Source organism: Pseudomonas chlororaphis subsp. chlororaphis (assembly GCF_003945765.1).
Classification (GTDB): Bacteria; Pseudomonadota; Gammaproteobacteria; order Pseudomonadales; family Pseudomonadaceae; genus Aquipseudomonas; species Aquipseudomonas chlororaphis.
The window spans coordinates 3,880,666-3,904,835 of sequence record NZ_CP027712.1; the positions used below are offsets into that span (position 1 = coordinate 3,880,666).

General features: G+C 64.1%; 22 protein-coding genes. 14 read left to right on the forward strand and 8 right to left on the reverse strand.

The window, feature by feature from the left end:
* The first annotated feature begins 3 nt into the window (after positions 1-3).
* The 5 genes from hpaD to hpaI all read left to right on the forward strand — a co-directional run bounded on the left by hpaD (position 4) and on the right by hpaI (position 4,399).
* Entirely contained in the window at positions 4-861 is an 858-nt protein-coding gene (hpaD, locus tag C4K27_RS17570; RefSeq protein ID WP_053261475.1) for a 3,4-dihydroxyphenylacetate 2,3-dioxygenase, read from the forward strand.
* Between the two features lie 77 nt (positions 862-938).
* Complete coding sequence (locus C4K27_RS17575) at positions 939-1,328, forward strand: 5-carboxymethyl-2-hydroxymuconate Delta-isomerase (protein ID WP_053261476.1); 390 nt, start codon at positions 939-941, stop codon at positions 1,326-1,328.
* A gap of 145 nt (positions 1,329-1,473) precedes the next feature.
* Positions 1,474-2,781, forward strand: coding sequence for an MFS transporter (locus tag C4K27_RS17580; RefSeq protein WP_053261477.1), 1,308 nt, complete (start codon positions 1,474-1,476; stop codon positions 2,779-2,781).
* A gap of 2 nt (positions 2,782-2,783) precedes the next feature.
* On the forward strand, positions 2,784-3,587 hold the full coding sequence (gene hpaH, locus C4K27_RS17585; RefSeq protein WP_053261478.1) for a 2-oxo-hept-4-ene-1,7-dioate hydratase: 804 nt from the start codon (positions 2,784-2,786) through the stop codon (positions 3,585-3,587).
* 11 nt (positions 3,588-3,598) lie between these two features.
* Positions 3,599-4,399 carry a 4-hydroxy-2-oxoheptanedioate aldolase gene (hpaI, locus tag C4K27_RS17590; protein ID WP_053261479.1) on the forward strand — a complete coding sequence of 267 codons (801 nt, stop codon included), beginning with the start codon at positions 3,599-3,601 and terminating at the stop codon, positions 4,397-4,399.
* A gap of 190 nt (positions 4,400-4,589) precedes the next feature.
* Here hpaI and C4K27_RS17595 read toward each other — a convergent pair whose 3' ends face one another.
* Both C4K27_RS17595 and C4K27_RS17600 read right to left on the reverse strand, forming a co-directional pair.
* On the reverse strand, positions 4,590-5,732 hold the full coding sequence (locus C4K27_RS17595) for a glycerate kinase (protein ID WP_053261480.1): 1,143 nt from the start codon (positions 5,730-5,732) through the stop codon (positions 4,590-4,592).
* A 271-nt stretch (positions 5,733-6,003) separates the two neighbouring features.
* Positions 6,004-7,131, reverse strand: a complete 1,128-nt coding sequence (locus tag C4K27_RS17600) for a sugar diacid recognition domain-containing protein (RefSeq protein ID WP_053261481.1) — start codon at positions 7,129-7,131, stop codon at positions 6,004-6,006.
* Between the two features lie 243 nt (positions 7,132-7,374).
* Between C4K27_RS17600 and C4K27_RS17605 the strand changes: the two genes are divergently transcribed.
* Positions 7,375-8,685 carry an MFS transporter gene (locus C4K27_RS17605; RefSeq protein ID WP_053261482.1) on the forward strand — a complete coding sequence of 437 codons (1,311 nt, stop codon included), beginning with the start codon at positions 7,375-7,377 and terminating at the stop codon, positions 8,683-8,685.
* Positions 8,686-8,900: 215 nt separating this feature from the next.
* Complete coding sequence (locus C4K27_RS17610; RefSeq protein WP_053261483.1) at positions 8,901-10,802, forward strand: acyl-CoA synthetase; 1,902 nt, start codon at positions 8,901-8,903, stop codon at positions 10,800-10,802.
* A gap of 258 nt (positions 10,803-11,060) precedes the next feature.
* Here the strand turns inward: C4K27_RS17610 and C4K27_RS17615 are convergent, their stop codons facing one another.
* Positions 11,061-11,471 (reverse strand): VOC family protein, encoded by a 411-nt coding sequence (locus tag C4K27_RS17615; protein ID WP_053261484.1) that lies wholly within the window; start codon positions 11,469-11,471, stop codon positions 11,061-11,063.
* Positions 11,472-11,632: 161 nt separating this feature from the next.
* On the opposite strand from C4K27_RS17615, the gene C4K27_RS17620 reads away from it, so the two are divergent.
* From C4K27_RS17620 to rarD, 3 genes are all read left to right on the forward strand, one after another.
* Positions 11,633-12,532, forward strand: a complete 900-nt coding sequence (locus tag C4K27_RS17620) for a LysR family transcriptional regulator (RefSeq protein WP_053261485.1) — start codon at positions 11,633-11,635, stop codon at positions 12,530-12,532.
* 103 nt (positions 12,533-12,635) lie between these two features.
* A complete protein-coding gene (locus tag C4K27_RS17625) occupies positions 12,636-13,643 on the forward strand; it encodes an aldo/keto reductase (RefSeq protein WP_053261486.1) in 1,008 nt (335 codons plus the stop codon).
* 186 nt (positions 13,644-13,829) lie between these two features.
* Complete coding sequence (rarD, locus tag C4K27_RS17630) at positions 13,830-14,711, forward strand: EamA family transporter RarD (protein WP_053261487.1); 882 nt, start codon at positions 13,830-13,832, stop codon at positions 14,709-14,711.
* Positions 14,712-14,824: 113 nt separating this feature from the next.
* Here the strand turns inward: rarD and hpaR are convergent, their stop codons facing one another.
* From hpaR to C4K27_RS17645, 3 genes are all read right to left on the reverse strand, one after another.
* The gene (gene hpaR / locus C4K27_RS17635) at positions 14,825-15,247 is read right to left on the reverse strand and encodes a homoprotocatechuate degradation operon regulator HpaR (RefSeq protein ID WP_007921772.1); all 423 of its coding nucleotides are present in this window, start codon (positions 15,245-15,247) and stop codon (positions 14,825-14,827) included.
* 144 nt (positions 15,248-15,391) lie between these two features.
* On the reverse strand, positions 15,392-16,468 hold the full coding sequence (hppD, locus tag C4K27_RS17640; RefSeq protein ID WP_053261488.1) for a 4-hydroxyphenylpyruvate dioxygenase: 1,077 nt from the start codon (positions 16,466-16,468) through the stop codon (positions 15,392-15,394).
* Between the two features lie 254 nt (positions 16,469-16,722).
* A complete protein-coding gene (locus tag C4K27_RS17645) occupies positions 16,723-17,670 on the reverse strand; it encodes a DMT family transporter (protein ID WP_053261489.1) in 948 nt (315 codons plus the stop codon).
* 79 nt (positions 17,671-17,749) lie between these two features.
* On the opposite strand from C4K27_RS17645, the gene C4K27_RS17650 reads away from it, so the two are divergent.
* From C4K27_RS17650 to C4K27_RS17660, 3 genes are all read left to right on the forward strand, one after another.
* A complete protein-coding gene (locus tag C4K27_RS17650) occupies positions 17,750-18,625 on the forward strand; it encodes a LysR family transcriptional regulator (RefSeq protein WP_053261490.1) in 876 nt (291 codons plus the stop codon).
* 120 nt (positions 18,626-18,745) lie between these two features.
* Complete coding sequence (locus C4K27_RS17655) at positions 18,746-20,284, forward strand: EAL domain-containing protein (RefSeq protein ID WP_053261491.1); 1,539 nt, start codon at positions 18,746-18,748, stop codon at positions 20,282-20,284.
* Positions 20,285-20,529: 245 nt separating this feature from the next.
* On the forward strand, positions 20,530-20,895 hold the full coding sequence (locus C4K27_RS17660) for a histone-like nucleoid-structuring protein, MvaT/MvaU family (protein WP_007921761.1): 366 nt from the start codon (positions 20,530-20,532) through the stop codon (positions 20,893-20,895).
* Between the two features lie 227 nt (positions 20,896-21,122).
* Here the strand turns inward: C4K27_RS17660 and C4K27_RS17665 are convergent, their stop codons facing one another.
* On the reverse strand, positions 21,123-21,650 hold the full coding sequence (locus C4K27_RS17665) for a DUF4946 domain-containing protein (RefSeq protein ID WP_053261603.1): 528 nt from the start codon (positions 21,648-21,650) through the stop codon (positions 21,123-21,125).
* Positions 21,651-21,845: 195 nt separating this feature from the next.
* Here C4K27_RS17665 and gloA point away from each other — a divergent pair, with 195 nt between their 5' ends.
* Positions 21,846-22,367, forward strand: coding sequence for a lactoylglutathione lyase (gloA, locus tag C4K27_RS17670; protein WP_007921757.1), 522 nt, complete (start codon positions 21,846-21,848; stop codon positions 22,365-22,367).
* Positions 22,368-22,528: 161 nt separating this feature from the next.
* Here gloA and ahpF read toward each other — a convergent pair whose 3' ends face one another.
* Complete coding sequence (gene ahpF, locus C4K27_RS17675) at positions 22,529-24,094, reverse strand: alkyl hydroperoxide reductase subunit F (protein ID WP_053261492.1); 1,566 nt, start codon at positions 24,092-24,094, stop codon at positions 22,529-22,531.
* Positions 24,095-24,170 lie beyond the last annotated feature (76 nt).

Consider the following 24,170-nt stretch of genomic DNA (forward strand, 5'->3'; position numbering starts at 1 on the left):
ACCATGGGCGAAGTCGTCATGGCCGCCAAGGTCTGCCACGTTCCATCGATGTACCTGTCCGAACTGCCGGGCAAGCACCACGGCTGTCGCGAAGCGGCGATCGCCGGGCACAAGGAAATCGCCCGTCGCGCCCGTGAGCTGGGGGCCGACACCGCCGTGGTGTTCGACGTGCACTGGCTGGTCAACAGCGGTTACCACATCAACTGCGGCGAGCACTTCAAGGGCACCTACACCAGCAACGAACTGCCGCACTTCATCAAGAACATGGACTACGACTACCACGGCTGCCCGGAACTGGGCGAGCTGATTGCCGCCCAAGCCAATGCCGCCGATGTGCGCACCCTCGCCCACAACATCCCCAGCCTGGAGCTGGAGTACGGCACCCTGGTGCCGATACGCTACATGCACATGGACGTACCGCCGGAGCAGCATTTCAAGGTGATTTCCATCGCCGCCTGGTGTGCCTGGCACAAGCTCGAAGACAGCTTCACCTTCGGCGCCGCGGTGCGCCGGGCCATCGAGAAGAGCGACCGCAAGGTCCTGGTGCTGGCCTCCGGCTCCCTGTCGCACCGTTTCTCCGACGACCGCGAGGCCGAAGCCAACATCCACAACTGGACCCGCGAGTTCGACAAACAGATGGACCTGCGAGTGGTCGAGCTGTGGCAACAGGGGCGCTTTCGCGAGTTCTGCTCGATGCTCCCGGACTACGCCGAGCACTGCTTCGGCGAAGGCCGGATGCACGACACCGCCATGCTCCTGGGCCTGCTCGGCGGCCCCGAATACAACCGGCCGGCGGAAATCGTCACCGCGCCTTTCGGCAGCTCCGGCACCGGCCAGATCAACGCCATTTTCCCGCTCTAGACGCCGCGCCAGCCTCGCCAACCCAGCCCTGGATTTCCAGGGCTGGCCGCCGAAGGCTCGCCCGCAAGGAGGATCACATGCCGCATTTCATCGCTGAATACACCGACAACATCGAGCAGGCCGCCGACCTGCCAGGGCTGTTCGAGAAGGTCCACAACTACCTCGGGGCCAGCGGCGTGTTCCCGCTCGGCGGCATCCGCAGTCGCGGCGTGCGCCTGGACACCTGGCGCATGGCCGACGGCAAGCACGACTACGCCTTCGTCCATATGCGCCTGCAAGTCGGCGCCGGGCGCGACCTGGCGACAAGACGCAAGGTCGCCGAGGACCTGTTCGAGATCATCAAGGCGCACTTCGCCGAGCTCCAGGCCCAGCGCCTGCTGGCGCTGTCGTTCGAAATGAGCGAGCTGGATGCCGAGCTGAACTTCAAGCACAACAACGTGCATGAGTTTCTCAAGCGGCAAGCGTGACCTGTAGCCGCTGCCGCAGGCTGCGATAAGACCGAAGGCCTTCAGCGAGCTTGAAGTCGCTGCGGCCGTCCCGGCCGATCGCAGCCTGCGGCAGCGGCTACAAAGTCCGTGCCCTATCGACAAGAACAATAAAAGAGACCCGCCCATGTCCAGCTCGACCCTTGCCCTGCCCAGCGCGGTGGAGACCAACGACACCTATCGCCGGATCACCTGGCGGCTGATGCCCCTGCTGTTCACCTGCTACATCTTCGCCCACCTGGACCGCATCAACATCGGCTTCGCCAAGTTGCAAATGACCCAGGACCTGGGCTTCAGCGACAGCGTCTACGGCTTCGGCGCCGGCCTGTTCTTCATCGCCTATGCGCTGTTCGGCGTGCCCAGCAACCTGGCATTGGACCGGGTCGGGCCGCGCCGCTGGATCGCCACCTTGATGGTGGTCTGGGGCCTGCTGTCCAGTGCCATGCTGCTGGTGGACAACGCCGCCGGCTTCTACCTGTTGCGCTTTCTGCTGGGGGTGGCCGAGGCCGGGTTTTTCCCCGGCATCCTGGTGCTGCTCAACCGTTGGTTCCCGGCCAGCCGCCGCGGCCAGGTGACCGCGTTGTTCGCCATTGCCGTGCCCATGGCCGGGGTGATCGGCGGGCCGCTGTCGGGCTGGATTCTCGAAAGCTTTCACGACCTGGGCGGGATGCGCGGCTGGCAGTGGATGTTCCTGATCGAAGGCCTGCCGGTGGTCCTGCTCGGCCTGGTGGTGCTCAAGGCGCTGCCGGAAAGCATCGACAGCGTCGGCTGGCTGAGCGCCCCACAAAAGCAGCAACTGCACGCGGCCCTGAGCGAGGAGGAACAGCACAAGCCGATCACCCGCTTCGCCGGCATCCTCCAGGACAAACATATCTGGCTGCTGGTGTGCATCTATTTCGCAGTGATGCTGGCGGTCAACACCATCGCCTTCTGGATGCCGACCCTGATCCACCACGCCGGCATCGCCCGCGACAGCCGCGTCGGCCTGCTCAGCGCCCTGCCGTACCTGGCCGGCTGCCTGTTCATGATCGGTGTCGGCCGTTCCTCCGACCGCCTGCGCGAACGGCGCTGGCACCTCGGCGTGCCACTGCTGATGTCCAGCCTCGGCCTGATCGTCGCAGGCGTCGCCCCGGACAACGCCTGGCTGGTGATGGCCGGGCTGCTGGTGGCCGGCATGGGCGCCAGCGCCGCGCTGCCGATGTTCTGGCAACTGCCGCCGGCCTTTCTCGCCAGCAACACCCAGGCCGCGGGGATCGCCCTGATCAGTTCCTTCGGCAGCATCGCCGCCTTCCTCGCGCCCTACCTGATCGGCGTGGTCCGCGACGCCACCCAGAGCGCCAGCCTCGCCCTGTATGCCCTGGCCCTGCTGATCGCCCTCGGCGCCTGGCTGGTGTTGCGGGTGCCAGCCCTTATCGTCAATCCCCAGGAGAAATAACCATGCTCAGCCTTTCGGACATCCAGCAGGCCGCCGCCCGCCTCGACGCCGCCGAACGCAATCGGGAACAGATCGCCCAGCTGTCGCTGGAGTTTCCCGGCATCACTATCGAGGACGCCTACGCCATCCAGCGCAGTTGGGTGGAACACAAGATCCGCGCCGGGCGCAAGCTGGTCGGGCACAAGATCGGCCTGACCTCGCGGGCCATGCAGGTGTCGTCGAACATCAGCGAACCGGACTTCGGCGCCCTGCTGGACGACATGCTGTTCGAGGAAGGCAGCGACATTCCGTTCCAGCGCTTCATCGTGCCGCGGGTCGAGGTGGAACTGGCGTTCATCCTCGGCAAGCCGCTCAAGGGCCCGGACTGCACGCTGTTCGATGTGCTCGACGCCACCGAATGGGTGATCCCGGCCCTGGAGATCATCGACGCGCGCATCCAGCAGGTCGACCCGCAAACCCAGGTTACGCGCAAGGTGTTCGACACCATCTCCGACAACGCCGCCAACGCCGGGGTGGTCATGGGCGGCCGCGCGGTGCGCCCCAACGATATCGACCTGCGCAAAGTGCCGGCGGTGCTCTATCGCAACGGCGTGATCGAGGAGTCCGGGGTGTCCGCCGCGGTGCTCAACCATCCGGCCAAGGGCGTGGCCTGGCTGGCCAACAAACTGGCGGCCTACGACGTCGGCCTGGAGGCCGGGCAGATCATCCTCGGCGGTTCCTTCACCCGCCCGGTGGCCGCCCGCCCCGGCGATACCTTCCACGTCGACTACGATCAGCTCGGCAGCATCGCCTGCCGTTTTGTCTGAGGAGAATGCTCATGCAACTGCCGATCAATCATTTCAAGCAACGCCTGCGCCAGGACGCGCCGCAGATCGGCCTGTGGCTGGGCCTGGCCAATGCCTATTGCGCGGAGCTGGCGGCCAACGCCGGTTTCGACTGGCTGCTGCTGGACGGCGAACACGCGCCCAACGACCTCAACAGCCTGCTCGGCCAGTTGCAGGCCATCGCGCCCTACCCGGTGCAAGGCATCATTCGCCCGCCGGTGGGCGACACCGCGCTGATCAAGCAACTGCTGGACATCGGCGCCCAGACCCTGCTGATCCCCATGGTCGAAAGCGTCGAGCAGGCCCGGCAGCTGGTACGCGCCATGCGTTATCCGCCCGCGGGCATCCGTGGTGTCGGCAGCGCCCTGGCCCGGGCCTCGCGCTGGAACAGCATCCCCGGTTACCTGGACCAGGCCGATGAGCAGATGTGCCTGCTGCTGCAGATCGAGAACCTCGAAGGCCTGGCCAACCTGGATGCCATCGCCGCCCTTGATGGAGTCGATGGCCTGTTTATCGGCCCGGCCGACCTCTCGGCGTCCATGGGCCATCGCGGCAACCCGGGACATCCCGAGGTGGTCGCGGCGATCGAGGATGCCATCGCGCGCATCCGCAAGGCCGGCAAGGCGGCCGGGATCCTCAGCGCCGACCGGACATTGGCGCAGCGCTATATCGAGCTGGGGGCGAACTTCGTCGCGGTGGGGGTGGACACCACCGTGCTGATGAAGGGTTTGCAGGGGTTGCTGGGGCAGTACAAGGAGGTGGCGACGCCTACCTCAGGTGGCGGGGTCTACTAACCCCTGTAGCCGCTGCCGAGCCCGCGAGGCTGCGAACGGCCGCACAGCGGCCGCAACGGGGCCAACGCGGGTATCCAGACCCAAAGCAATCACAGGTTTTGCGCCTGCTGCGCAGTCGATCGCAGCCTCGCGGGCTCGGCAGCGGCTACAGGTCTGCGCCTTGCAGGAGCGAGGCTTGCCCGCGATGGCCTCAGCCCTGGCGCGCCGCCAGGCGCCAGACCCGGGCGATGTCCGAGGCCCTGTCGCGCAACAGGCGCGGCGCCTCGGCACAGGCCTGCTCCAGGGTCATGGGGCCGCTGGCCAGGGCAAAGGCCGCATCCACCCCGTGCTCATACATCTGCTCGTAGCCCTCGCCCAGGGTCCCGGCGATCACGATCACCGGCACCTGGTGCTGCTTGGCGATGCGCGCCACGCCAAAGGGGGTCTTGCCGCGCAGGGTCTGGGCGTCGAAGCGACCTTCGCCGGTAATCACCAGGTCCGCGCCCTGCACGGCCTCGGCCAGCCCCACCAGCTCGGCCACCACTTCCACCCCCGGACGAAACCGCGCGCCGAGGAACGCTTTGGCGGCGAACCCCAGGCCACCGGCGGCGCCGCTGCCCGGATCGTCGCGCACGTCCTTGCCCAGCACCCGCGCGGCCTGGTCGGCGAACTGGCCGAGAGCCCGGTCCAGCTGCTCGACCTGCTGCGGCGACGCGCCCTTCTGCGGGCCGAAAATCGCCGAGGCGCCGTGAGGACCACAGAGCGGGTTGTCGACGTCGGCGGCGATCTCGAAACGCACCTCGGCCAGGCGTGGATCGAGGTGGCTCAGGTCGACCCGCGCGACCCGCGCCAGGGCCAGACCGCCCAGGGGCAAGACCTGGCCATCGCGATCCAGCAGGCGCACGCCCAGCGCCTGCAAGGCACCGCTGCCGGCGTCGTTGGTGGCGCTGCCGCCGATGGCCAGGATCACCCGCCGCGCGCCGGCATCCAGGGCCGCGCGGATCAGCTCGCCGGTGCCGACGGTGCTGCTGGTGCAGGCATCGCGCTGGCCCGGCGGCACCAGTTGCAGGCCACTGGCCTCGGCCATTTCGATGATCGCGGTGTGGCTCTGCGGCAGCCAGCCCCAGCGCGCCTCCACCGGCGCGCCCAGCGGTCCCTGGACCCGGGTGGTGCGCAACTGGCCCTCGCAGGCATCGAGGATCGACTCCACGGTGCCCTCGCCGCCGTCCGCCATCGGGCACTGGATCAGCTGCGCGTCCGGCCACACCCGCGCCAGCCCGTCGGCGATGGCGCTGGCCACGCCAGAGGCACTCAGGCTGTCCTTGAAGGAGTCGGGGGCGATGATGATTTTCATGGGCTATCTCCGGTTCTTATGGCGCCCATGCTGCCAGTTGGCCGCGACCTTGACCCCGGTCCGCTGCACAAGTGTGGGGCGGCTTTATTGTTCATTTTCACAATAGCTGCATCGCACGCGTCTGTAGCCGCTGTCGAGCCCTGGCGAGGCTGCGCACGACCGCGCAGCGGTCGCAGAACCGCGCCACACCGATAGACAGACATACCGCGTCGCCGGGTTTACGGGGCGCTGCCCCGATCGCAGCCTACGGCAGCGGCTACAGGGCCTGGCATTACAACGGGGATGGCTCGGTCTGCGGCAACAGTTGCACCGCCAGGTACAGCGCCAGCATGCCGTCAAGCTTGAGCGGGTCGACGCCGCTGAGCTCGGCGATGCGTTCCATGCGGTAGCGCAGGCTGTTGCGGTGGATGCCCAGGGCGTCGGCGCAGGCCTGGCTCTGGCCGTCGTGGTCGCACCAGCTGCGCAGGGTCGCCAGCAGCTGGCCATTGGCGTCCTTGGCGATGACCTTGCGCAAGGGGCTGAGCAACTCGTCCAGGGCATCGTCATTGCGGTGGCGCCAGAGCATCACCGGCAGGCGGAAACGATTGAGGGTCAGCAAGCGCGACTGGGGCAGCACGTCGCGGCCATAGGCGAGCAGGTCGCCGACCCGCCGGTAGCAACGGCGCAGCCCCGCCAGCCCGTCGGCCTGGCCGCCCACGGCGATGCGCAGGATGTTCCAGCCCAGGCTGTCGAGTTTCTCCAGCAGTCGCGGGTTATCGACACTCAGGGTCGCCGGCCGGCACCACAGCAACGAGGACTTGGCCGAGCTGACGCACCAGCTGTCCGGGTAACGGGACATCAGCCAGGCACTCAGGGCCTCGACGGTCTGCGCCCCGCCCTCCTGGGGCTGGCCCAGTTCGAATAGATAGGGCGTGCGCGGCAACTGCGGCTTGAGGCCCATCTGCTGCGCCTCGTCCACCAGCCGCGGCGAGTCCCCACTGTCACTGAGCAACAGCGCCAGCAAGTCGTCGCAACGCTGGCGGCGCCATTGCTGTTCGGCCTGCTGGTGGCGCTGGCCCACCAGCATCTCGGCGGTCATGCGCACCAGCTCGGCATAGGTGCGCAGCAGTTCCGGCTCTCCGGTGATGCCCAGCACGCCGATCAGCCGCTGGTCGTGCAGCAGCGGCAGGTTGATCCCCGGTTGCACGCCCTTGAGGTGCTTGGCGGTCTGCGCGTCGATCTCCACCACCCGGCCGTTGGCCAGCACCAGTTGCGCGCCTTCGTGGCGGGTGTTGATGCGCTCGGGCTCGCCGCTGCCAAGGATCAGGCCCTGGCTGTCCATGACGTTGACGTTGTAGGGCAGGATGGCCATCGTCCGGTCGACAATGTCCTGCGCCAGGTCGTGATCGAGTTCGAACATAGCGGCGTGATCCTAGGCTCTCTACGAAAAGTGGCTGCATGCTGGGCGCCTTCGGCGCTACGCGGGCCATGCTGCGTTAAAAACAGGCTCGGGGCGATGGCGAAGGCTTGTTCACCGGCACAGGGGATGCCGGCAAAGCCTGTGCGCCGGCACAAAGACAGCGGCCCATGGGGTGACCGAGACTCTCGGGGCGATCAACGTTAACCTCGCATCGCAAAAAATCATAATAAAGAGAGACACGCCATGTCACAGAGCGCCGCTGCCACCCTGGCCACCGATGACGATAAAAACGCCGTCTACAAGCGCATCACCCTGCGCCTGATCCCCTTCATCTTTATCTGCTACCTGTTCAACTACCTGGACCGGGTGAACGTCGGCTTTGCCAAGCTGCAGATGCTCGATGCCCTGAAATTCAGCGAAACCGTCTACGGCCTGGGTGCCGGGATCTTCTTCATCGGCTACGTGCTGTGCGGCGTGCCGAGCAACCTGGCGCTGAACAAGTTCGGCCCGCGGCGCTGGATCGCGCTGATGATGATCGCCTGGGGCACGCTGTCGACCTGCCTGCTGTTCGTCACCACCCCGACCCAGTTCTACAGCCTGCGCCTGCTCACCGGCGCCGCCGAAGCCGGCTTCTTCCCCGGCGTGGTGCTGTACCTCTCGCAGTGGTTCCCGAGCTTTCGCCGCGGGCGCATCATGGCCCTGTTCATGTCGGCGATCCCGGTGTCCGGCCTGCTCGGCAGCCCGTTCTCCGGCTGGATCCTCAACCACTTCGCCGCGGGCCAGGGCGGCATGGCCGGCTGGCAGTGGATGTTCCTGCTGCAGGGCATCCCCACGGTGATCCTCGGCGCCCTGGCGTACTTCCTGCTCAATGACAACTTCGCCCACGCCAAGTGGCTGAGCCCGCAGGAACGCGCGCTGCTGGAAGCCGACCAGGCCGAAGACGCCGCGAGCAAGCCACGCACCAGCGGCGACTCCCTGGCGGCGGTGTTCAAAAACCCGGCCATCTGGGCTTTCGGCCTGATCTACTTCTGCATCCAGAGTGGCGTGTACGCCATCAACTTCTGGCTGCCGTCGATCATCAAGAACCTCGGCTTCAGCGACAACCTGGTGATCGGCTGGCTCAGCGCCATTCCCTATCTGCTGGCGGCGCTGTTCATGCTGATGGTCGGGCGCTCGGCCGACCTGCGCCAGGAACGCCGCTGGCATTTGGTGGTACCGATGCTGATGGGTGCCATCGGCCTGGTGATCGCGGTCAACTTCGCCGCCAACCCGACCATCGCCATCCTCGGCCTGACCCTCGCCACCATGGGCGCCCTCACCGGCCTGCCGATGTTCTGGCCGGTGCCGACCGCGCTGCTCAGCGCCGGCGCCGCCGCGGGGGGCCTGGCGCTGATCAACTCCATGGGCCAGATGGCCGGTTTCCTCAGCCCCTACATCGTCGGCTGGGTCAAGGACAGCACCGGCTCCACCGACGCCGCGCTGTACCTGCTGGCCGGGGTCATCGTCGCGGGTAGCCTGCTGGCCCTGCGCATGACCCGCACGCTGAAACGCTGAGCCATACCTCCGAGCCTGCCACCGGGCCTGCCCTCTGGCGGGCCCGGCTTCCCGGGACAAACTGCGGGTTTGTCACCGCCTCGCTACAAAAAGCAACAGCCGACCTCAGCTCCCCCGTGGTATATCGGACAGACGTCCGGCCGCGGCAGTTTTCCATTGGCTGGATCGATTGATGACTCCCTCGCAGACCTTACCGAAGGAAGACCCACACGATCATGACCGCGCCCACCTCCCTCGCCCGCCTCAGCGATATCCAAGCCCTCGAACAACAACAGCCCCTGGCCCAGCGCAATCTTCCCGCCAGCACCTATGAACTGTTGCAACGCTCGGCCAGCCGTTTCGGCGAGCGCACCGCCCTGACCTTCCTGCCCCAGGGCAGCATCCAGGACCAGCCCTGGAACATCGGCTACGCCGAGTTGTTCGCCCAGGTCACCCGTACCGCCAACGCCCTGCACCGGCTGGGCATCCGCCCGGGCAAGGCGGTGTCGTTCCTGCTGCCCAACCTGCCGCAGACCCATTACGTGATCTGGGGCGGCGAGGCCGCCGGGATCGTCAACGCCATCAACCCGCTGCTGGAGCCTGCGCACATCGCCGAACTGGTCCGCGCCTCGCGCACCACGGTGCTGGTGACCCTGGCGCCCTTCCCCGGCACCGACCTCTGGCAAAAGGTCGCCAACCTGCGCGAACGCCTGCCGGAGCTGGAGGCCATCGTCACCATCGACCTGGCCAACCTGCTGCCCGAGCCGCAACGCAGCGCGATCAAGAGTCAGCGCCCGGCGATGCCGGAAGGCGTGCTGGACTTCGACAGCCTGCTGGCCGCCTGCCCCGCCGACCACCTGGAAAGCGGCCGGGTGATCCAGCCGGACGACATTGCCTCGTACTTCCACACCGGCGGTACCACCGGCACACCGAAACTGGCGCCCCACAGCCACCTCAATGAAGTGGCGATGGCCGAGATCATCAGCCTGCACGGCGACTACGACAGCAGCGATGTGCTGCTCTGCGGGCTGCCGCTGTTCCATGTCAACGGGGTGATGGTCACCGGCCTGTCCGCCTTCCACCGCGGTGCCCGGGTGCTGCTGGCCGGCCCCCAGGGCTACCGCAACCCGACCCTGATCAAGGATTTCTGGCAGTTGGTGGAGCGTTATCGGGTCAGCTGTTTCAGCGGCGTACCGACCATCTATGCCGCCTTGCTGCAAGTGCCCAATGACGGCATCGATGTCTCCAGCCTGCGTTTTGCCGTGTGTGGCGCCGCGCCCATGCCGGTGGAACTGATCCGTCAGTTCGAAGCGCGTTCGGGGCTGAAGATCATCGAAGGCTACGGCCTCACCGAAGGCACCTGTGCCACCAGTTGCAACCCCCAGGACGGCGAACGCCGCCCCGGCTCCATCGGCCTGCGCCTGCCGTACTGCGAGGTCAAGATCGCCGTGCTCGACAGCGACGGCCATTACCTGCGCGACGCCGCCACCGACGAACCCGGCAACGTCTGCCTGCGCGGGCCGACGGTGTTCAAGGGTTATCTGCAGGCCGACAAGAACCAGGGCATGTGGCTCGACGGCGGCTGGTTCAACACCGGCGATCTGGGGCGCATCGACCGGGACGGCTACATCTGGCTGACCGGGCGCAGCAAGGACCTGATCATCCGCGGCGGCCACAACATCGACCCGCAGATGATCGAAGAAGCCCTGCACCGCCATCCGGCCGTGGCCATGGCCGCGGCGGTGGGCAAGCCGGACATCAAGGCCGGCGAGCTGCCGGTGGTGTACGTCCAGCTCAAGGCTGGCGCCAGCGCCGCCCCGGCCGAATTGCTGGAGCACGCCGCGCGGCATATCCATGAACGGGCCGCGCTACCCAAGGACGTCTGGCTGCTCGAGCAGATCCCCTTGACGGCCGTGGGCAAGACCTTCAAGCCGGCCCTGCGCCTGGACGCCATTCGCCGGGTGTTCGAAGACGAGGTGCGGCAGGTTGCCGAGGGCATCCGCGTCGAAGCCGTCAGCGACGATCGCCACGGGCAACGGGTGGATATCCATGTGCCCGGCCTGGACGCCACCCGCCGCGCGGCCCTGGAGCAGCGCCTGAGCGGTTATGCGGTGCGCTACCAGTTGCATTCGGCCTGAATTGCCGGCGGCCCCGGCCATCGGGGTCGCCGCGCTTCAAGGCATTCACCTGTAGCCGCTACCGCAGGCTGCGATCGGTTTGGGCGGCACTCCGTGCGAAGCAGCCGTGACCGGAGAGAAGCCGTTTTGCTGACAGACCGCGTCATGGCTGATGGCGAGTCCTGCGGCCTCGATCGCAGCCTGTGGCAGCGGCTACAGTTTCGGCTTCTGCGCTGACGGACCAGATGCTTGCGCCCCCCGTATTGGCGTGGCCATGTTTCAGGCCGGCGCGCCGCCATCCGCCACATAGCGATACCTCGGATGCAGGTCGGGGCTCGCCGGTGCATCCAGTTCCAGTACCAGGCCACCCGGCATCCGCACGAAAATCTGCCAGGTGCCGTCCTGCGGTACTTGCGCCACCTGATGCGGCAAGCCGCTGGCCTGGACCCGCTGCAATAGATGCGCGGCATCCTCCTCGGTCCTGAAGGCGATATGGCTGAGCGCGGTCTCGGCGAAAGTCGGTTGCTCGATCACATGCACCAGCGCCTGCCCGTCCTGGTACAGCCAGCGTCCGGGAAAGGGAAACGGCGGGCGCCGTCCAGCCTGCAGCCCGAGCAGGGCCTGGAATGCCTGCTGCAAGGCATCGCCCTCGGCGGTGTTGAAGGCCAGATGGTCGAAGTGCCAGGTCATGACACACCTCCGCCACCGATGACGGCGGTGCGATCCGGCAAGAACGTACTGAGCGTTTTCATGGGGTCACCCTGGTGCGATGGAAGTGACTGCATATTCTCAGCTTGATAATCGAGGAAAAATCCCGGTAAAACGCAAGGATCTTTAAAGGATTTTTAGCAATGAGCTCGATTCTCGACCTTGAAGTCTTCGTCCGCACCGCCGATTCCGGCAGCATTTCCGCCGCCGCCCGCAGCCTGGAGTTGACCCCCGCCGCCGCCAGCATCGCCCTCAAGCGCCTGGAAACCCGCCTGGGCATGCGCTTGCTGGCGCGTTCGACCCGCAGCATGCGCCTTACCGAAGAAGGCCGGCGCTACCTGGACAGCGTGCGCGTGGCGCTGGCGGCCCTGGCGGAGGGCGAACAGGCGTTGAAGCAACAGAGCCAGGGCCTCAGCGGCGTGCTGCAACTGGCGGCGCCGTCGGACTTCGGGCGCAACCTGCTGCTGCCCTGGCTGGACGACTTCAAGCGCGAACACCCGCATATCCGCCTGCAACTGTTGCTCAACGACCGGCACAGCGACCTGTTCCGCGAGACCGTCGACGTCGCCCTGCGCTTCGGCGTGCCCAGCGATTCCAGCCTGGTGGCCCTGCCGATCCTGCCGCGGCATCACCGGCTGGCTTGTGCCAGCCCCGATTACCTGGCGCGCCACGGCACCCCGCAGACACCCGCCGAACTGGGCGAGCACAGTGCCCTGATCTATCTGCGCAACGGTCGCCCCTACAACAGCTGGCATTTCAGCCGCGACGGCGAGGTGCAGGAGGTCCAGGTGCGCGGCGACTACCTCAGCGACGACGGTGAAGTGGCGCGGCGCTGGGCCCTGGCCGGCCATGGCATCGCCTACAAGGCCTGGCTGGATGTGGCCAGCGATATCCGCGCCGGGCGCCTGATACCCCTGCTCGGCGACTGGCAAGGCGAAAGCGTGCCGCTCAACCTGCTGTGCCCGCACCGTTTGCAGGTCTCGGAACGGGTGAAGGTGCTGCAACGCTTTTTGCAGGCCCGCTGCCAGCTGCTGGCCGGATAATTCAGATTGCCCCCTACGCCCGTTCTGGTATTTGATGGGCGTCCCATGACCGGTCGCTGGCCGTTGTCGCGCCGGCCTTACCTCACGCACAAGGATTTCGTACATGAGCTATCGCATCCTCGGCCATTCCGGGCTGCACGTGTCCCCCCTGACCCTCGGCACCATGATGTTCGGCGAACAGACCAGTACCGAGGACTCCCTGCGCATCATCGACAAGGCCTGGGACCAGGGCATCAATTTCATCGACACCGCCGACGTCTACACCAGCGGCCGCTCCGAAGAGATCGTCGGCGAAGCCATCGCCAGCCAGCGTGACCAATGGGTGCTGGCGACCAAGGTCGGTTTCGGCCCCGTCGATGGCGTGCCCAACCGCAGCGGCCTGAGCCGCAAGCACATGTTCAATGGCATCGACGCCAGCCTGACCCGCCTGGGCACCGATTACATCGACATCTACTACCTGCACCGCGAAGACCACAACACGCCGCTGGAAGTCACGGTGTCGGCCATCGGCGACCTGCTGCGCCAGGGCAAGATCCGCTACTGGGGCCTGTCCAACTACCGCGGCTGGCGCATCGCCGAGGTGATCCGCGTCGCCGACCGGATCGGCGTCGACCGGCCGGTGATCAGCCAACCGCTGTACAACATCGTCAACCGCCAGGCCGAGACCGAACAGATCACCGCGGCCCAGGCCTACGGGCTCGGCGTGGTGCCCTACAGCCCGCTGGCCCGTGGCGTGCTCAGCGGCAAGTACGCGCCGGATGTCGCCCCCGACAGCAACAGCCGCGCCGGGCGCCAGGACAAACGCATCCTGGAAACCGAATGGCGCGTCGAGTCGCTGCGCATCGCCCAGCAGATCCAGCAGTACACCCAGGGGCGCGGGGTCGGCATGGTCGAGTTCGCCATCGCCTGGGTGCTGAACAATGCCGCGGTCAGCTCAGCGATCGTCGGCCCGCGCACCGAGGAACAGTGGGACGCCTACACCAAGGCGCTGGACGTGAAGATCAGCGCCGAGGATGAAGCCTTCATCGATTCGCTGGTCACTCCGGGGCATGCCTCGACCCCGGGCTTCAACGACGTCAGCCACTTCGTCTCCGGACGCACGCCGCGCTGACCTCCCCCACAGCGGTGGCCCCTTCCGCGGGCCACCTGCTGCCGCGCTGCCGGTCAGTGGCGGCAAACGGGATATTTTCCCGTAACTTGCGATAAATCCGAGTAAACGTCTCGCGCCAAACCCTCTATATTCCCCGCAGTTTTTCCCTCCATCCCATTTGCCTGGTTCAGGTCACACGAGGACAGCTTGTCTAAAGGTATTGCTCTATCGGTCTTGGCGTCGGTGCTGTTTGCCGTCATGTATTTCTACACCTCCTTGCTGGCCCCGCTGACCGGGGTGGAGATTTTCGGCTGGCGCATGCTGCTTACCGCCCCATGCATGACGGTATTCATGCTGGTGAGCGGCGAATGGCGGCATGTCGGCGCCATCCTCAAGAGACTGCTGGGCCAACCGCTTCTGCTGCTGGCGCTGCCGCTGTCCGCGGCGCTGCTCGGGGTGCAGCTGTGGCTGTTCATGTGGGCACCGTTGAATGGCTACAGCCTGGATGTGTCGCTGGGGTATTTTTTGCTGCCGCTGACCATGGTCCTGACCGGGCGCATCGTCTATGGCGAACAGCTGTCGCGGCTGCAGAAGATCGCCGCCGGCCTGGCGACCCTGGGGGTGCTCAACGAGTTGTATCAGGTGGGCAGTTTTTCCTGGGCGACGCTCGTGGTGGCCATCGGTTATCCCGTCTATTTCGTGCTGCGCAAACACCTGGCCGCCGACAACCTGGGCGGCCTGTGGCTCGATATGGCCCTGCTGTTGCCGATCGCGCTGTGGTTCGTGCAAGGCGGCGAGCAGGGTTTTGCCGTGGTCGATCAACACCCCTGGCTGTACCTGCTGATTCCGTTGCTGGGGTTGATCAGTGCTTCGGCGCTGGTGGCCTATATCATCGCCAGCCGTCTGCTGCCCTTCAGCCTGTTCGGCTTGTTGAGCTATGTCGAACCGGTGTTGCTGCTGGCCGTGGCCCTGCTGCTGGGGGAAAGCATCAAGGCCGGGGAATGGCTGACCTACCTGCCGATCTGGCTGGCGGTGCTGGTGCTGGTGTACGAGGGGTTCAAGCACTTGATGCGTCAGCGCAGAAGCTGATGCGGCTGTTGCTGTTGTAGGAGCGAAGCTTGCTCGCGATGAATGCGACGCGGATCACCTGTTGCTCCGAGTTGTCGGCATCGCGGGCAAGCCTCGCTCCTACGGAAGATGGGTCAGGGCTTGATCTGCTTCAGTTCGTTGAGCAGGGCCAGCAAGGCCTGCATCTTCTCCTCGCCGAACTGCTGCTGGATGCGCTGGTAGTTGATTTCCATGTCGCCGCTCATGGACTCGAAACAGGCCTCGCCCTTTTCCGTCAGGGTGATGAACAGCCGGCGCTGGTCCTCGGGGGATTTGCGTCGGCTGACGTATTCGTCGCGCTCCAGGCGGGTCAGCACGCCGGTCATGCTCGGCGGCAGGATGCAGGCCATTTTCGCCAGTTGATGACTTTCCAGTTCGCCGTTCTGGCGCAGGATGCGGATCACCCGCCACTGCTGCTCGGTCAGGTCGTGCTGGTTGAGGGATGGGCGAAAAAACGCCATGGCCGCTTCGCGGGCCTGGAGCAGGGTCAATGTCAGGGAAGGTCTTGGGTTGGTCATGTGCGGGTCGTTCACAGGGCTGGATGGCGACGCGGAGCGTCACAAAGGCCGAACATTAACACATTCACAATCGCCAACCGACAGGCAAGAAAAAGCCCGGTCGAGAATGCCCCGACCGGGCTCGATTGTCAGGCAGGCCGCGACTTAGTCGGTGGAGAGCACGCCACGACGGACCTGGTCGCGCTCGATCGATTCGAACAGCGCCTTGAAATTGCCTTCGCCGAAACCATCGTCGCCTTTACGCTGGATGAATTCGAAGAACACCGGGCCCATCAGGGTTTCCGAGAAGATCTGCAGCAGCAGGCGCTTGTCGCCCTTTTCCGAGGAGCCGTCCAGCAGGATGCCCCGCGACTGCAGCTCGTTCACCGGCTCACCGTGGTTCGGCAGGCGGCCTTCGAGCATTTCGTAGTAGGTATCCGGTGGCGCGGTCATGAAGCGCATGCCGATCTTCTTCAACTGATCCCAGGTCTTGATCAGGTCGTCGGTGAGGAAGGCCACGTGCTGGATGCCCTCGCCGTTGAACTGCATCAGGAACTCTTCGATCTGCCCGGCGCCCTTGGACGACTCTTCGTTCAGCGGGATGCGGATCATGCCATCGGGCGCGGTCATGGCCTTGGAAGTCAGGCCGGTGTATTCGCCCTTGATGTCGAAGTAACGGATCTCGCGGAAGTTGAACAGCTTCTCGTAGAAGCCGGCCCAGTAAGCCATGCGCCCGCGGTACACGTTGTGGGTCAGGTGGTCGATGATCTTCAGGCCGGCGCCTTTTGGATGACGGTCGACGCCTTCCAGGAACACGAAGTCGATGTCATAGATCGAGCTGCCTTCGCCGAAGCGGTCGATCAGGTACAGCGGCGCGCCGCCGATGCCTTTGATCGCCGGCAGGTTCAGCTCCATCGGGCCGGTTTCGATGTGGATCGGCTGGGCGCCGAGTTCCAGGGCACGCTTGTAGGCCTTTTGCGAATCCTTGACGCGGAACGCCATGCCGCACACCGACGGACCGTGCTCGGCGGCGAAGTACGAAGCGACGCTGTGGGGCTCGTTGTTGAGGATCAGGTTGATCGCACCCTGGCGATACAGGTGCACGTCTTTGGACCTATGGGTCGCGACTTTGCTGAAACCCATGATCTCGAAGATCGGCTCGAGGGTATTGGGGGTCGGCGATGCGAATTCGATGAATTCAAAGCCCATCAGGCCCATCGGGTTTTCGAAGATATCTGCCATGGTTTGGCGCCTCATCATTGCTTTTGGAATTAACGGATCGTCAGTGGCTGGCAATGCTGAGGCAGGCAGGTGGCGCGCAAGAGATGCCCCGCACGCTGCGCGCGAGGAAATCACCGTAAATCAGTTGAAACCCGAGAATCTTCATGTCGACCCTTGTCTTACCGGCTGGGGGGCGAGGCTTCTGCTGCCAGAAGACTTTATTATTGTATGCGTAACCAGATTCTACACAGCGTAAAACTGTTTGTCCGCACTCTCTATAAAATCCGCTTTTTTTCCAGGCTCGCAAGGGGTTTGTTGCACTGGTAAATGCCCCACAGGATCAGCCCGCCGCCCAGGCACATGGCCAGGCTCAGACGCTCGTCCAGCAGCAGCGCGCCGAGGATCACCGCGGTCAGCGGATTGAGCGCGATAAACACCCCCGAGCGGGTCGCGCCGATCTTGCGCAGGCCGTCGTAATACCAGATGTAAGCCAGGGCCGAACCCAGCACGCCGAGGTACAGCAGGCTCAGGCCCTGCTCCAGGGTCAGGCTCGCCAGCGCTTCGAACCGTACCTCGCCGCGCAGGGCCGCGATGCTGCAGAGCATTGCCGTGCCCAGCAGGATCGAATAGGTCACGGTCTGCAACGGGCCCAGGGTCTGGTTCAGGGTGCGCGAAAACAACGAATAGACGCCCCAGCCCAGAACACAGCCGAAAATCAGCAGGTCCCCGCGCCAACTGCCCGACCCGCTGGACAAGGCCCCCGGATCGCGACTGAGGATCACCACCCCCGCTCCACCCAGGCACAAGGCAATGCCGAACAGCTTGGCGCCACTCAAGCGCTCCTTGAACAGCGCCCAGGATGCCAGGGCGATCACCGCCGGATTGAGGGCGACGATTAACGAGGCACGCGAGGCATTGATCGACTGCAGGCCCTCGAAGAAACACAGGTTGTAGAAAAAGATCCCGAAAAACCCCAGCAGCGCCAGCTGGGCGAACTGCGCCAGGCTCGGGCGCACCAGGGCAATCCGGGCGATCGCCATGACCAGCAGCAAGGCCAGGCTGGCCAGGAGAAAGCGCAGGCTGGCGGCCAGCAAAGGCTCCAGGGTGCCGGCCAACAGGCGCCCGGCGACGAAAGTGCCGCCCCAGATCATGGTGACCGCCGCCAGTTTGCAATACACCGGCCAATCGGAAGGCCCGGCACAGGTTTGATCGACAGTTTTCATAAGGCCCCGAGGCGCGGATAAAGGAAGGTTCGGGTATTCTTCGACTAATGCCTGATCATCGTAAAATGAGCTTTTACTCATGACCCTGAGCCAACTGCAGATCTTCTCCCTGGTGGCCGAGCTGCGCGGTTTCACCAGCGCCGCCAGCCGGCTGGGCATCAGCCAGTCCGCGGTGTCCCACGCGCTCAAGTCCCTGGAGCAGGAGTTAGGGGTCGAGCTGATCCGCCGGCATCAGTCGCTGGTGGAACTCACCGACATCGGCCAGCAATTGTTGCTGCGGGCCCGCGCCATCCTCGGCCTGGCCGCCACCATGGAACAGGAAGCCGCCGACGCCCGCGGTATGAAACGCGGCACCTTGCGCATCGGCTCGTTCGGCCCGACTTCGTCGATGAAACTGCTGCCGGCAATCCTCCAGCATTACCGCGCGGCTCATCCCGGTATCGAGGTGCACATCGACGAAGGCCCCGACCGCCAGGTACTGCAATGGCTGGAGGAACGGCGCATCGATATCGGTTTCGTGGTACTGCCCCAGGAACGCTTCGATTGCTTCGCCCTGGTGGAAGACCAGATGGTGGCGCTGATCCCCAGCCAGCATGGGCTGGCCAGCAAGGACTCGGTGAGTCTCGCCGAGCTGTGCGACGACCCGTTCATCCTCACCGAGGCCGGTTCCGCCGAGCTGGTTTCCCGGCTGTTCGTCGCGGCCAGGCTCAGCCCCAACATCCGCTATCGCAGCTCGCAACTGCTCAGCACCCTGGAGACCGTGGCCCGCGGCGAGGCCCTGACCCTGGTCGCACAATTGTCGCTGCCCGAGGCCAGCGACCCGCGCTATCAGATCAAGCCGCTGTCACCTCCCGCCCGGCGCCAGGTAGGGCTGGCGGTGCTGGACCGGCGGCAAGCGTCACCAGCGACCCTGGCCTTTATCGAGCAGGCACGGAGTCTGTATCGCGGTGACTGAGCGCAACCCGGAGGCGCCGTCTATCATGCCCATGGACCGGATGCCGCCGGACCTGCCGCCATACCGCCCAGCGGCTTTTGAGCGTTCTCTGGCCCCCACTTCGCCACAGGTTTTTCCTCCATGCCGTTGACCGCCAAAGGCCCGTTGAAACGCTCCACCCGCAACCTGCGAACCCTGCTGATCGGCTTACTGCCGGTGGTGCTGGGCGTGGCGATCCTTTATATGCAGGCCGAGCGCGCGCTGACTCACAGCAGCCAGCAGACTGCCGAGGAAGCGATCCGCCAGTTCGACCTGATGCTCGATAACGCCGACCTCGCCGCCCGGGCACTGATGGCGCAAGTCGGCCAGCCCTGCGACGACTTCCGGCAACTGGCCCTGCGCGAACAGGTGACCCGCCGCCCGTTCGTACGCTCGACCAATCTGGTGTGGCGCAATGACAATTACTGCAGCTCGCTGCTCGGCCAATCCTCGTTCCTACTGGACCCGGCGGACTATGTCGACGGCAAGTTGTGGTTGATGGACGGCAATCAGGTCACGCCCAATACCGCGCTGCTGGTCTATCGCCTGCAAGAGGGTGAACGCGCGGTCCTGGCCACCATCGACGGCTATCACCTGAGCAACGCCTTGCGCCTGATCAGCCGCTTTGCCGAACTGCAACTGCAAGTCGGCCCCTACTGGCTGGCCGACGATGGCCAGGTCCATGAATCCATCGCTCCGCCGCCCCCGGTCACCCCTTATCAGATGGCCTCTTCGCGCTACCCCTACAGCGTCAATGCGGGGTTCCCCGAAGGCGATATCTGGCTCTACATGAAGTCCCAGTACCCTGCCCTGTTCAGCCTGCTGATCTTCTTCGGGGCGCTGGCGGCGGCCCTTGGCCACTGGCTGCAAAAACGCTCGTCGTCGCCCAGCCATGAACTGCAGCGCGCCCTGGAAGCGGCGGAGTTCATCCCGTACTTCCAGCCCGTGGTGCGCGGCGACACGAAACAGTGGGCCGGCATCGAAGTGCTGATGCGCTGGAAACATCCCCGGGAAGGCCTGGTGCGTCCGGACCTGTTCATTCCCTTCGCCGAGCACTCCGGCCTGATCGTGCCCATGACCCGTTCGCTGATGCAGCAGACCGCCCTGCTGCTGGCGCCCCACGCCCCGGCCTTCATCGACGACTTTCATATCGGTATCAATATCACTGCCAGCCATTGCCAGGACCTGGAGTTGCTGGAGGACTGCCGGCAGTTTCTCGGCATGTTCCCGCCAGGCAAGGTAAGACTGGTCCTGGAACTGACCGAACGCGAACTGATAGAACCGACCGCGATCACCCACAGCCTATTCGAGGAACTGCACAAGTTGGGGGTAATGATCGCCATCGACGACTTCGGTACCGGCCATTCAAGCCTGGGTTACTTGCGCAAGTTCAATGTCGACTACCTGAAGATCGACCAGAGCTTCGTGGCCATGATTGGAGTCGATGCCCTGTCCCGGCACATACTCGACAGCATCATCGAACTCTCGGGCAAGCTCGAACTGGGGATAGTCGCCGAGGGCGTAGAAACAGTGGAACAACAGGACTATCTGGCCGCCCACGGCGTCGACTTCCTGCAGGGCTACTTATTCGGCAGGCCAATGCCCGGGGAAGAATTCCTACAAGCACTGGCGCGCCACTAAATAGCCATTTTTCATGAAGATTTATTGAACTCGGTAATTGTTTCGCGCACCAATTTGAATCAGAAGATGACAAATTGCGTGCATCAACAACGACGTGATTTACTTGCGCCAGATTAACTACTACAATTTTTCAAGCCTGTACAAGATTCACAGGTGGGCCATTATAATCGAGTCGTTCTAAGGCTCTTGGCTTATAGCTTTGTTTGCGGTTGGTATCAGCCAAATACACTATTGGAGTAAAGATATTGTCCAGACTCGCTGAATTTCGTGCAGCAGAAAAGGCCCTTCAAGAACAGCTCGCCCAGCTGGAATCCCTGAAGAACGACGCCGGACTCAAGAAAGAAATCGAGTTCGAAGAAAAGCTCCAGGGCCTGATGAAGACCTACGGCAAAAGCCTGCGCGACATTATCGCCATTCTCGATCCTAATCCGGGCAAATCCGCTCTGCCGCTCTCGGGCGCGCCGAAAACCCGTCGTGCACGCGTGGTCAAGGTTTACCAGAACCCGCACACCGGCGAGTTGATCGAAACCAAGGGCGGCAATCACCGTGGCCTTAAAGCCTGGAAAGAACAGTACGGCGCCGCCACTGTAGATTCCTGGCTGCGCGGTTAAGCAACCGATGTATATAAAAGACCCTGCCAATGCAGGGTCTTTACCTTTAAGCCAAGGCTCTTTGTTTCGAAATCGAATAAGTTGCAACCCCTAGATTGCCTGAGCGGCCATAAACACCCAGTCGGAACTGCACCTGCCTACCAATCCCCCTGCTTGATCCTACAACTTTGTACTTAGTTCAAAGGCGCGAACCACGCCGATCGACGTAGGACAATCGCCCCGCTCCACTAAAGTTTCAGGCTACTTCGCACCCCGCGGATTTCCTCTTGGCTTTCGGCATAAATCGCAGCCTGTCCGGCATAAGACAAAACATAGGCCTTATCGCCATCGACAGCCGCCACCAGTGTTTGCGACAACACATGACGGCCGTTTTCGGTAATGGTGCAAGTGGTTTCCAGCGCCACCAGACGACTCAATGTCGTGTCATGAATACGCGTGCATACACTTTGATAACCGCTGCGCCCGAAGTCCTTCTGCACCGACTTGCGCATTTCCAGCAAGACCGCCTGCAGATTGACCTGATGTCCGCTTTCAACTTGAGTCATGGTCAACTCCATGACCATCAGCGGCGTGCCGCCGGCATCGTTCTTCACCGCGCGCTGACGGAATACCTTGGCCGGTTGTTCTTGCGCCTGTGGCAACTCTTCGATCTGCCAGCCGCTGGGCCAGGTGATCACCGGGTCCGCCGCCTCGGCCAGGGCCGGAACCAGAAGCCAGGGTGCAAGCAGACACAGGGTTTTGAACGATAAGCGCATGGTCATGAACACGTAAGGGACGAGCCTTGAAGTCTGAGGCTGGCACGAGTATCGAGCAACAGATTCGTAGCTTTGTGTTTGGTGCGCCCTGCCGCTCTTGCGTATTATTGGCCGACCGCAAGGACGCCCGAAGCCCTGCAAGCCAAGGGGCTCATTAGCATGAGTATTCTTGCCCACTTCTTTTCCGGAGGGCCCATGAGCCTGCACGAACTCAATACTTTCCCCGGCGTAACCGCCCAGCCTGACACCGCCACCGCCAACTTCGTGTTCAACCACACCATGCTGCGGGTCAAGGACATCACCAGGTCCCTGGACTTCTACACCCGGGTCCTGGGTTTCTCGCTGGTGGAAAAACGCGACTTCCCCGAAGCCGAATTCAGCCTGTACTTCCTCGCCCTGGTGGACAAGGCGCAGATCCCGGCCGACGCCGCGGCCCGTACCGAGTGGATGAAGTCGATCCCCGGCATCCTCGAGCTGACCCACAACCACGGCACCGAGAACGATGCGGACTTCGCCTATCACAACGGCAACACCGACCCGCGCGGCTTTGGCCATATCTGCATTTCGGTGCCGGATATCGTCGCCGCCTGCGAGCGCTTCGAAGCCCTGGGCTGCGATTTCCAGAAGCGCCTGAACGACGGCCGCATGAAGAGCCTGGCCTTTATCAAGGACCCGGACGGCTACTGGGTTGAAATCATCCAGCCGGCACCGCTGTAACTTGCGCTTCCTGCGGGAGCGGGACGCGCCCACGGTAGGCAGCGACTTGGCTGATCCAGCGCGTCATCGTTGATCGCGAGCAAGCTTCGCTCCTACAGAAGCCACCAACAAAAAACCCCATGAGCCAAGGCTCATGGGGTTTTGTTTTTTCCGCTGTCGGCTCAGGCCGGCGCGGAGGTGCGGATCAGGTGGTCGAAGGCGCTCAGCGAGGCCTTGGCGCCCTCGCCTACCGCGATCACGATCTGCTTGTACGGCACGGTGGTCACGTCACCGGCGGCAAACACGCCGGGCAGCGAAGTCTCGCCACGGGCATCGACAATGATCTCGCCACGAGGCGACAGCTCGACGGTGCCCTTGAGCCAGTCGGTGTTCGGCAGCAGGCCGATCTGCACGAAGATGCCTTCCAGATCGACGGTGTTGAACTCGCCCGAATCGCGGTCCTTGTACACCAGGCCGGTGACCTTCTGGCCGTCACCCTTGACTTCGCTGGTCAGCGCACTGGTGATCACGTTGACGTTCGCCAGGCTGTACAGCTTGCGTTGCAGCACGGCATCGGCGCGCAACTTGCTGTCGAACTCCAGCAGGGTCACGTGGCTGACGATACCCGCCAGGTCGATGGCCGCTTCGACGCCGGAGTTACCGCCACCGATCACCGCCACGCGCTTGCCCTTGAACAGCGGACCGTCGCAGTGCGGGCAGAAACACACGCCCTTGGCCTTGTATTCCTGCTCGCCGGGCACACCCATTTCGCGCCAGCGGGCACCGGTGGCCAGGATCAGCGACTTGGCCTTGAGGCTCGCGCCGCTTTCGAAACGCACTTCGTGCAGGCCGCCGACTTCCTTGGCCGGCACCAGCGCGCTGGCACGCTGCAGGTTCATGATGTCGACGTCGTACTGGCGAACGTGCTCTTCCAGGGCGCTGGCCAGTTTCGGCCCTTCGGTTTCCTGGACCGAGACGAAGTTCTCAATGGCCATGGTGTCCAGCACCTGGCCGCCGAAACGCTCGGCCGCGACACCGGTACGGATGCCTTTGCGGGCCGCGTAGATCGCCGCCGACGCACCGGCCGGGCCACCGCCGACCACCAGGACGTCGAAAGCATCCTTGGCACTGATTTTTTCCGCCTGTTTCTCGATGGCCCCGGTGTCGAGCTTGCCGAGGATCTCTTCCAGGCCCATGCGGCCCTGGCCGAAGTTCACGCCATTGAGGTAGACACTGGGGACCGCCATGATCTTGCGATCGTTGACTTCGTCCTGGAACAGCGCTCCGTCGATGGCGACGTGGCGGATGTTCGGGTTCAGCACCGCCATCAGGTTCAGCGCCTGGACCACGTCCGGGCAGTTCTGGCAGGACAGCGAGAAGTAAGTCTCGAAGTTGAACTCGCCCTTGAGGGCGCGGATCTGTTCGATCACTTCGACACTGGCTTTCGAGGGGTGGCCGCCGACTTGCAGCAAGGCCAGCACCAGGGAAGTGAATTCGTGGCCCATGGGGATGCCGGCGAAACGCAGGCTGATGTCGCTTCCCGGGCGATTGATCGAGAACGATGGTTTACGAACATCGCTACCGTTGTCGAGCAAGGTAATCTGGCTGGAAAGACTGGCAACGTCTTTCAGCAATTCGAGCATTTCCTGGGATTTCGCACCGTCGTCGAGAGAGGCAACGATCTCGATCGGCTGGGTGACCCGTTCCAGGTATGACTTCAACTGGGCTTTAAGATTGGCGTCCAACATACGGGCGATTTCCTTTTATTCAGATCGAAAAAAAACGCCCGAGCGAATCTCGCCCGGGCGTTCTTGGGGGCGGTGC

Bases quoted from the DNA above. Each gene is read 5' to 3' on its own strand.
- hpaD (WP_053261475.1), top strand. From the start codon at position 4: ATGGGCGAAGTCGTCATGGCCGCCAAGGTCTGCCACGTTCCATCGATG.
- C4K27_RS17575 (WP_053261476.1), top strand. From the start codon at position 939: ATGCCGCATTTCATCGCTGAATACACCGACAACATCGAGCAGGCCGCC.
- C4K27_RS17580 (WP_053261477.1), top strand. From the start codon at position 1,474: ATGTCCAGCTCGACCCTTGCCCTGCCCAGCGCGGTGGAGACCAACGAC.
- hpaH (WP_053261478.1), top strand. From the start codon at position 2,784: ATGCTCAGCCTTTCGGACATCCAGCAGGCCGCCGCCCGCCTCGACGCC.
- hpaI (WP_053261479.1), top strand. From the start codon at position 3,599: ATGCAACTGCCGATCAATCATTTCAAGCAACGCCTGCGCCAGGACGCG.
- C4K27_RS17595 (WP_053261480.1), bottom strand. From the start codon at position 5,732: ATGAAAATCATCATCGCCCCCGACTCCTTCAAGGACAGCCTGAGTGCC.
- C4K27_RS17600 (WP_053261481.1), bottom strand. From the start codon at position 7,131: ATGTTCGAACTCGATCACGACCTGGCGCAGGACATTGTCGACCGGACG.
- C4K27_RS17605 (WP_053261482.1), top strand. From the start codon at position 7,375: ATGTCACAGAGCGCCGCTGCCACCCTGGCCACCGATGACGATAAAAAC.
- C4K27_RS17610 (WP_053261483.1), top strand. From the start codon at position 8,901: ATGACCGCGCCCACCTCCCTCGCCCGCCTCAGCGATATCCAAGCCCTC.
- C4K27_RS17615 (WP_053261484.1), bottom strand. From the start codon at position 11,471: ATGACCTGGCACTTCGACCATCTGGCCTTCAACACCGCCGAGGGCGAT.
- C4K27_RS17620 (WP_053261485.1), top strand. From the start codon at position 11,633: ATGAGCTCGATTCTCGACCTTGAAGTCTTCGTCCGCACCGCCGATTCC.
- C4K27_RS17625 (WP_053261486.1), top strand. From the start codon at position 12,636: ATGAGCTATCGCATCCTCGGCCATTCCGGGCTGCACGTGTCCCCCCTG.
- hpaR (WP_007921772.1), bottom strand. From the start codon at position 15,247: ATGACCAACCCAAGACCTTCCCTGACATTGACCCTGCTCCAGGCCCGC.
- hppD (WP_053261488.1), bottom strand. From the start codon at position 16,468: ATGGCAGATATCTTCGAAAACCCGATGGGCCTGATGGGCTTTGAATTC.
- C4K27_RS17645 (WP_053261489.1), bottom strand. From the start codon at position 17,670: ATGAAAACTGTCGATCAAACCTGTGCCGGGCCTTCCGATTGGCCGGTG.
- C4K27_RS17650 (WP_053261490.1), top strand. From the start codon at position 17,750: ATGACCCTGAGCCAACTGCAGATCTTCTCCCTGGTGGCCGAGCTGCGC.
- C4K27_RS17655 (WP_053261491.1), top strand. From the start codon at position 18,746: ATGCCGTTGACCGCCAAAGGCCCGTTGAAACGCTCCACCCGCAACCTG.
- C4K27_RS17665 (WP_053261603.1), bottom strand. From the start codon at position 21,650: ATGCGCTTATCGTTCAAAACCCTGTGTCTGCTTGCACCCTGGCTTCTG.
- gloA (WP_007921757.1), top strand. From the start codon at position 21,846: ATGAGCCTGCACGAACTCAATACTTTCCCCGGCGTAACCGCCCAGCCT.
- ahpF (WP_053261492.1), bottom strand. From the start codon at position 24,094: ATGTTGGACGCCAATCTTAAAGCCCAGTTGAAGTCATACCTGGAACGG.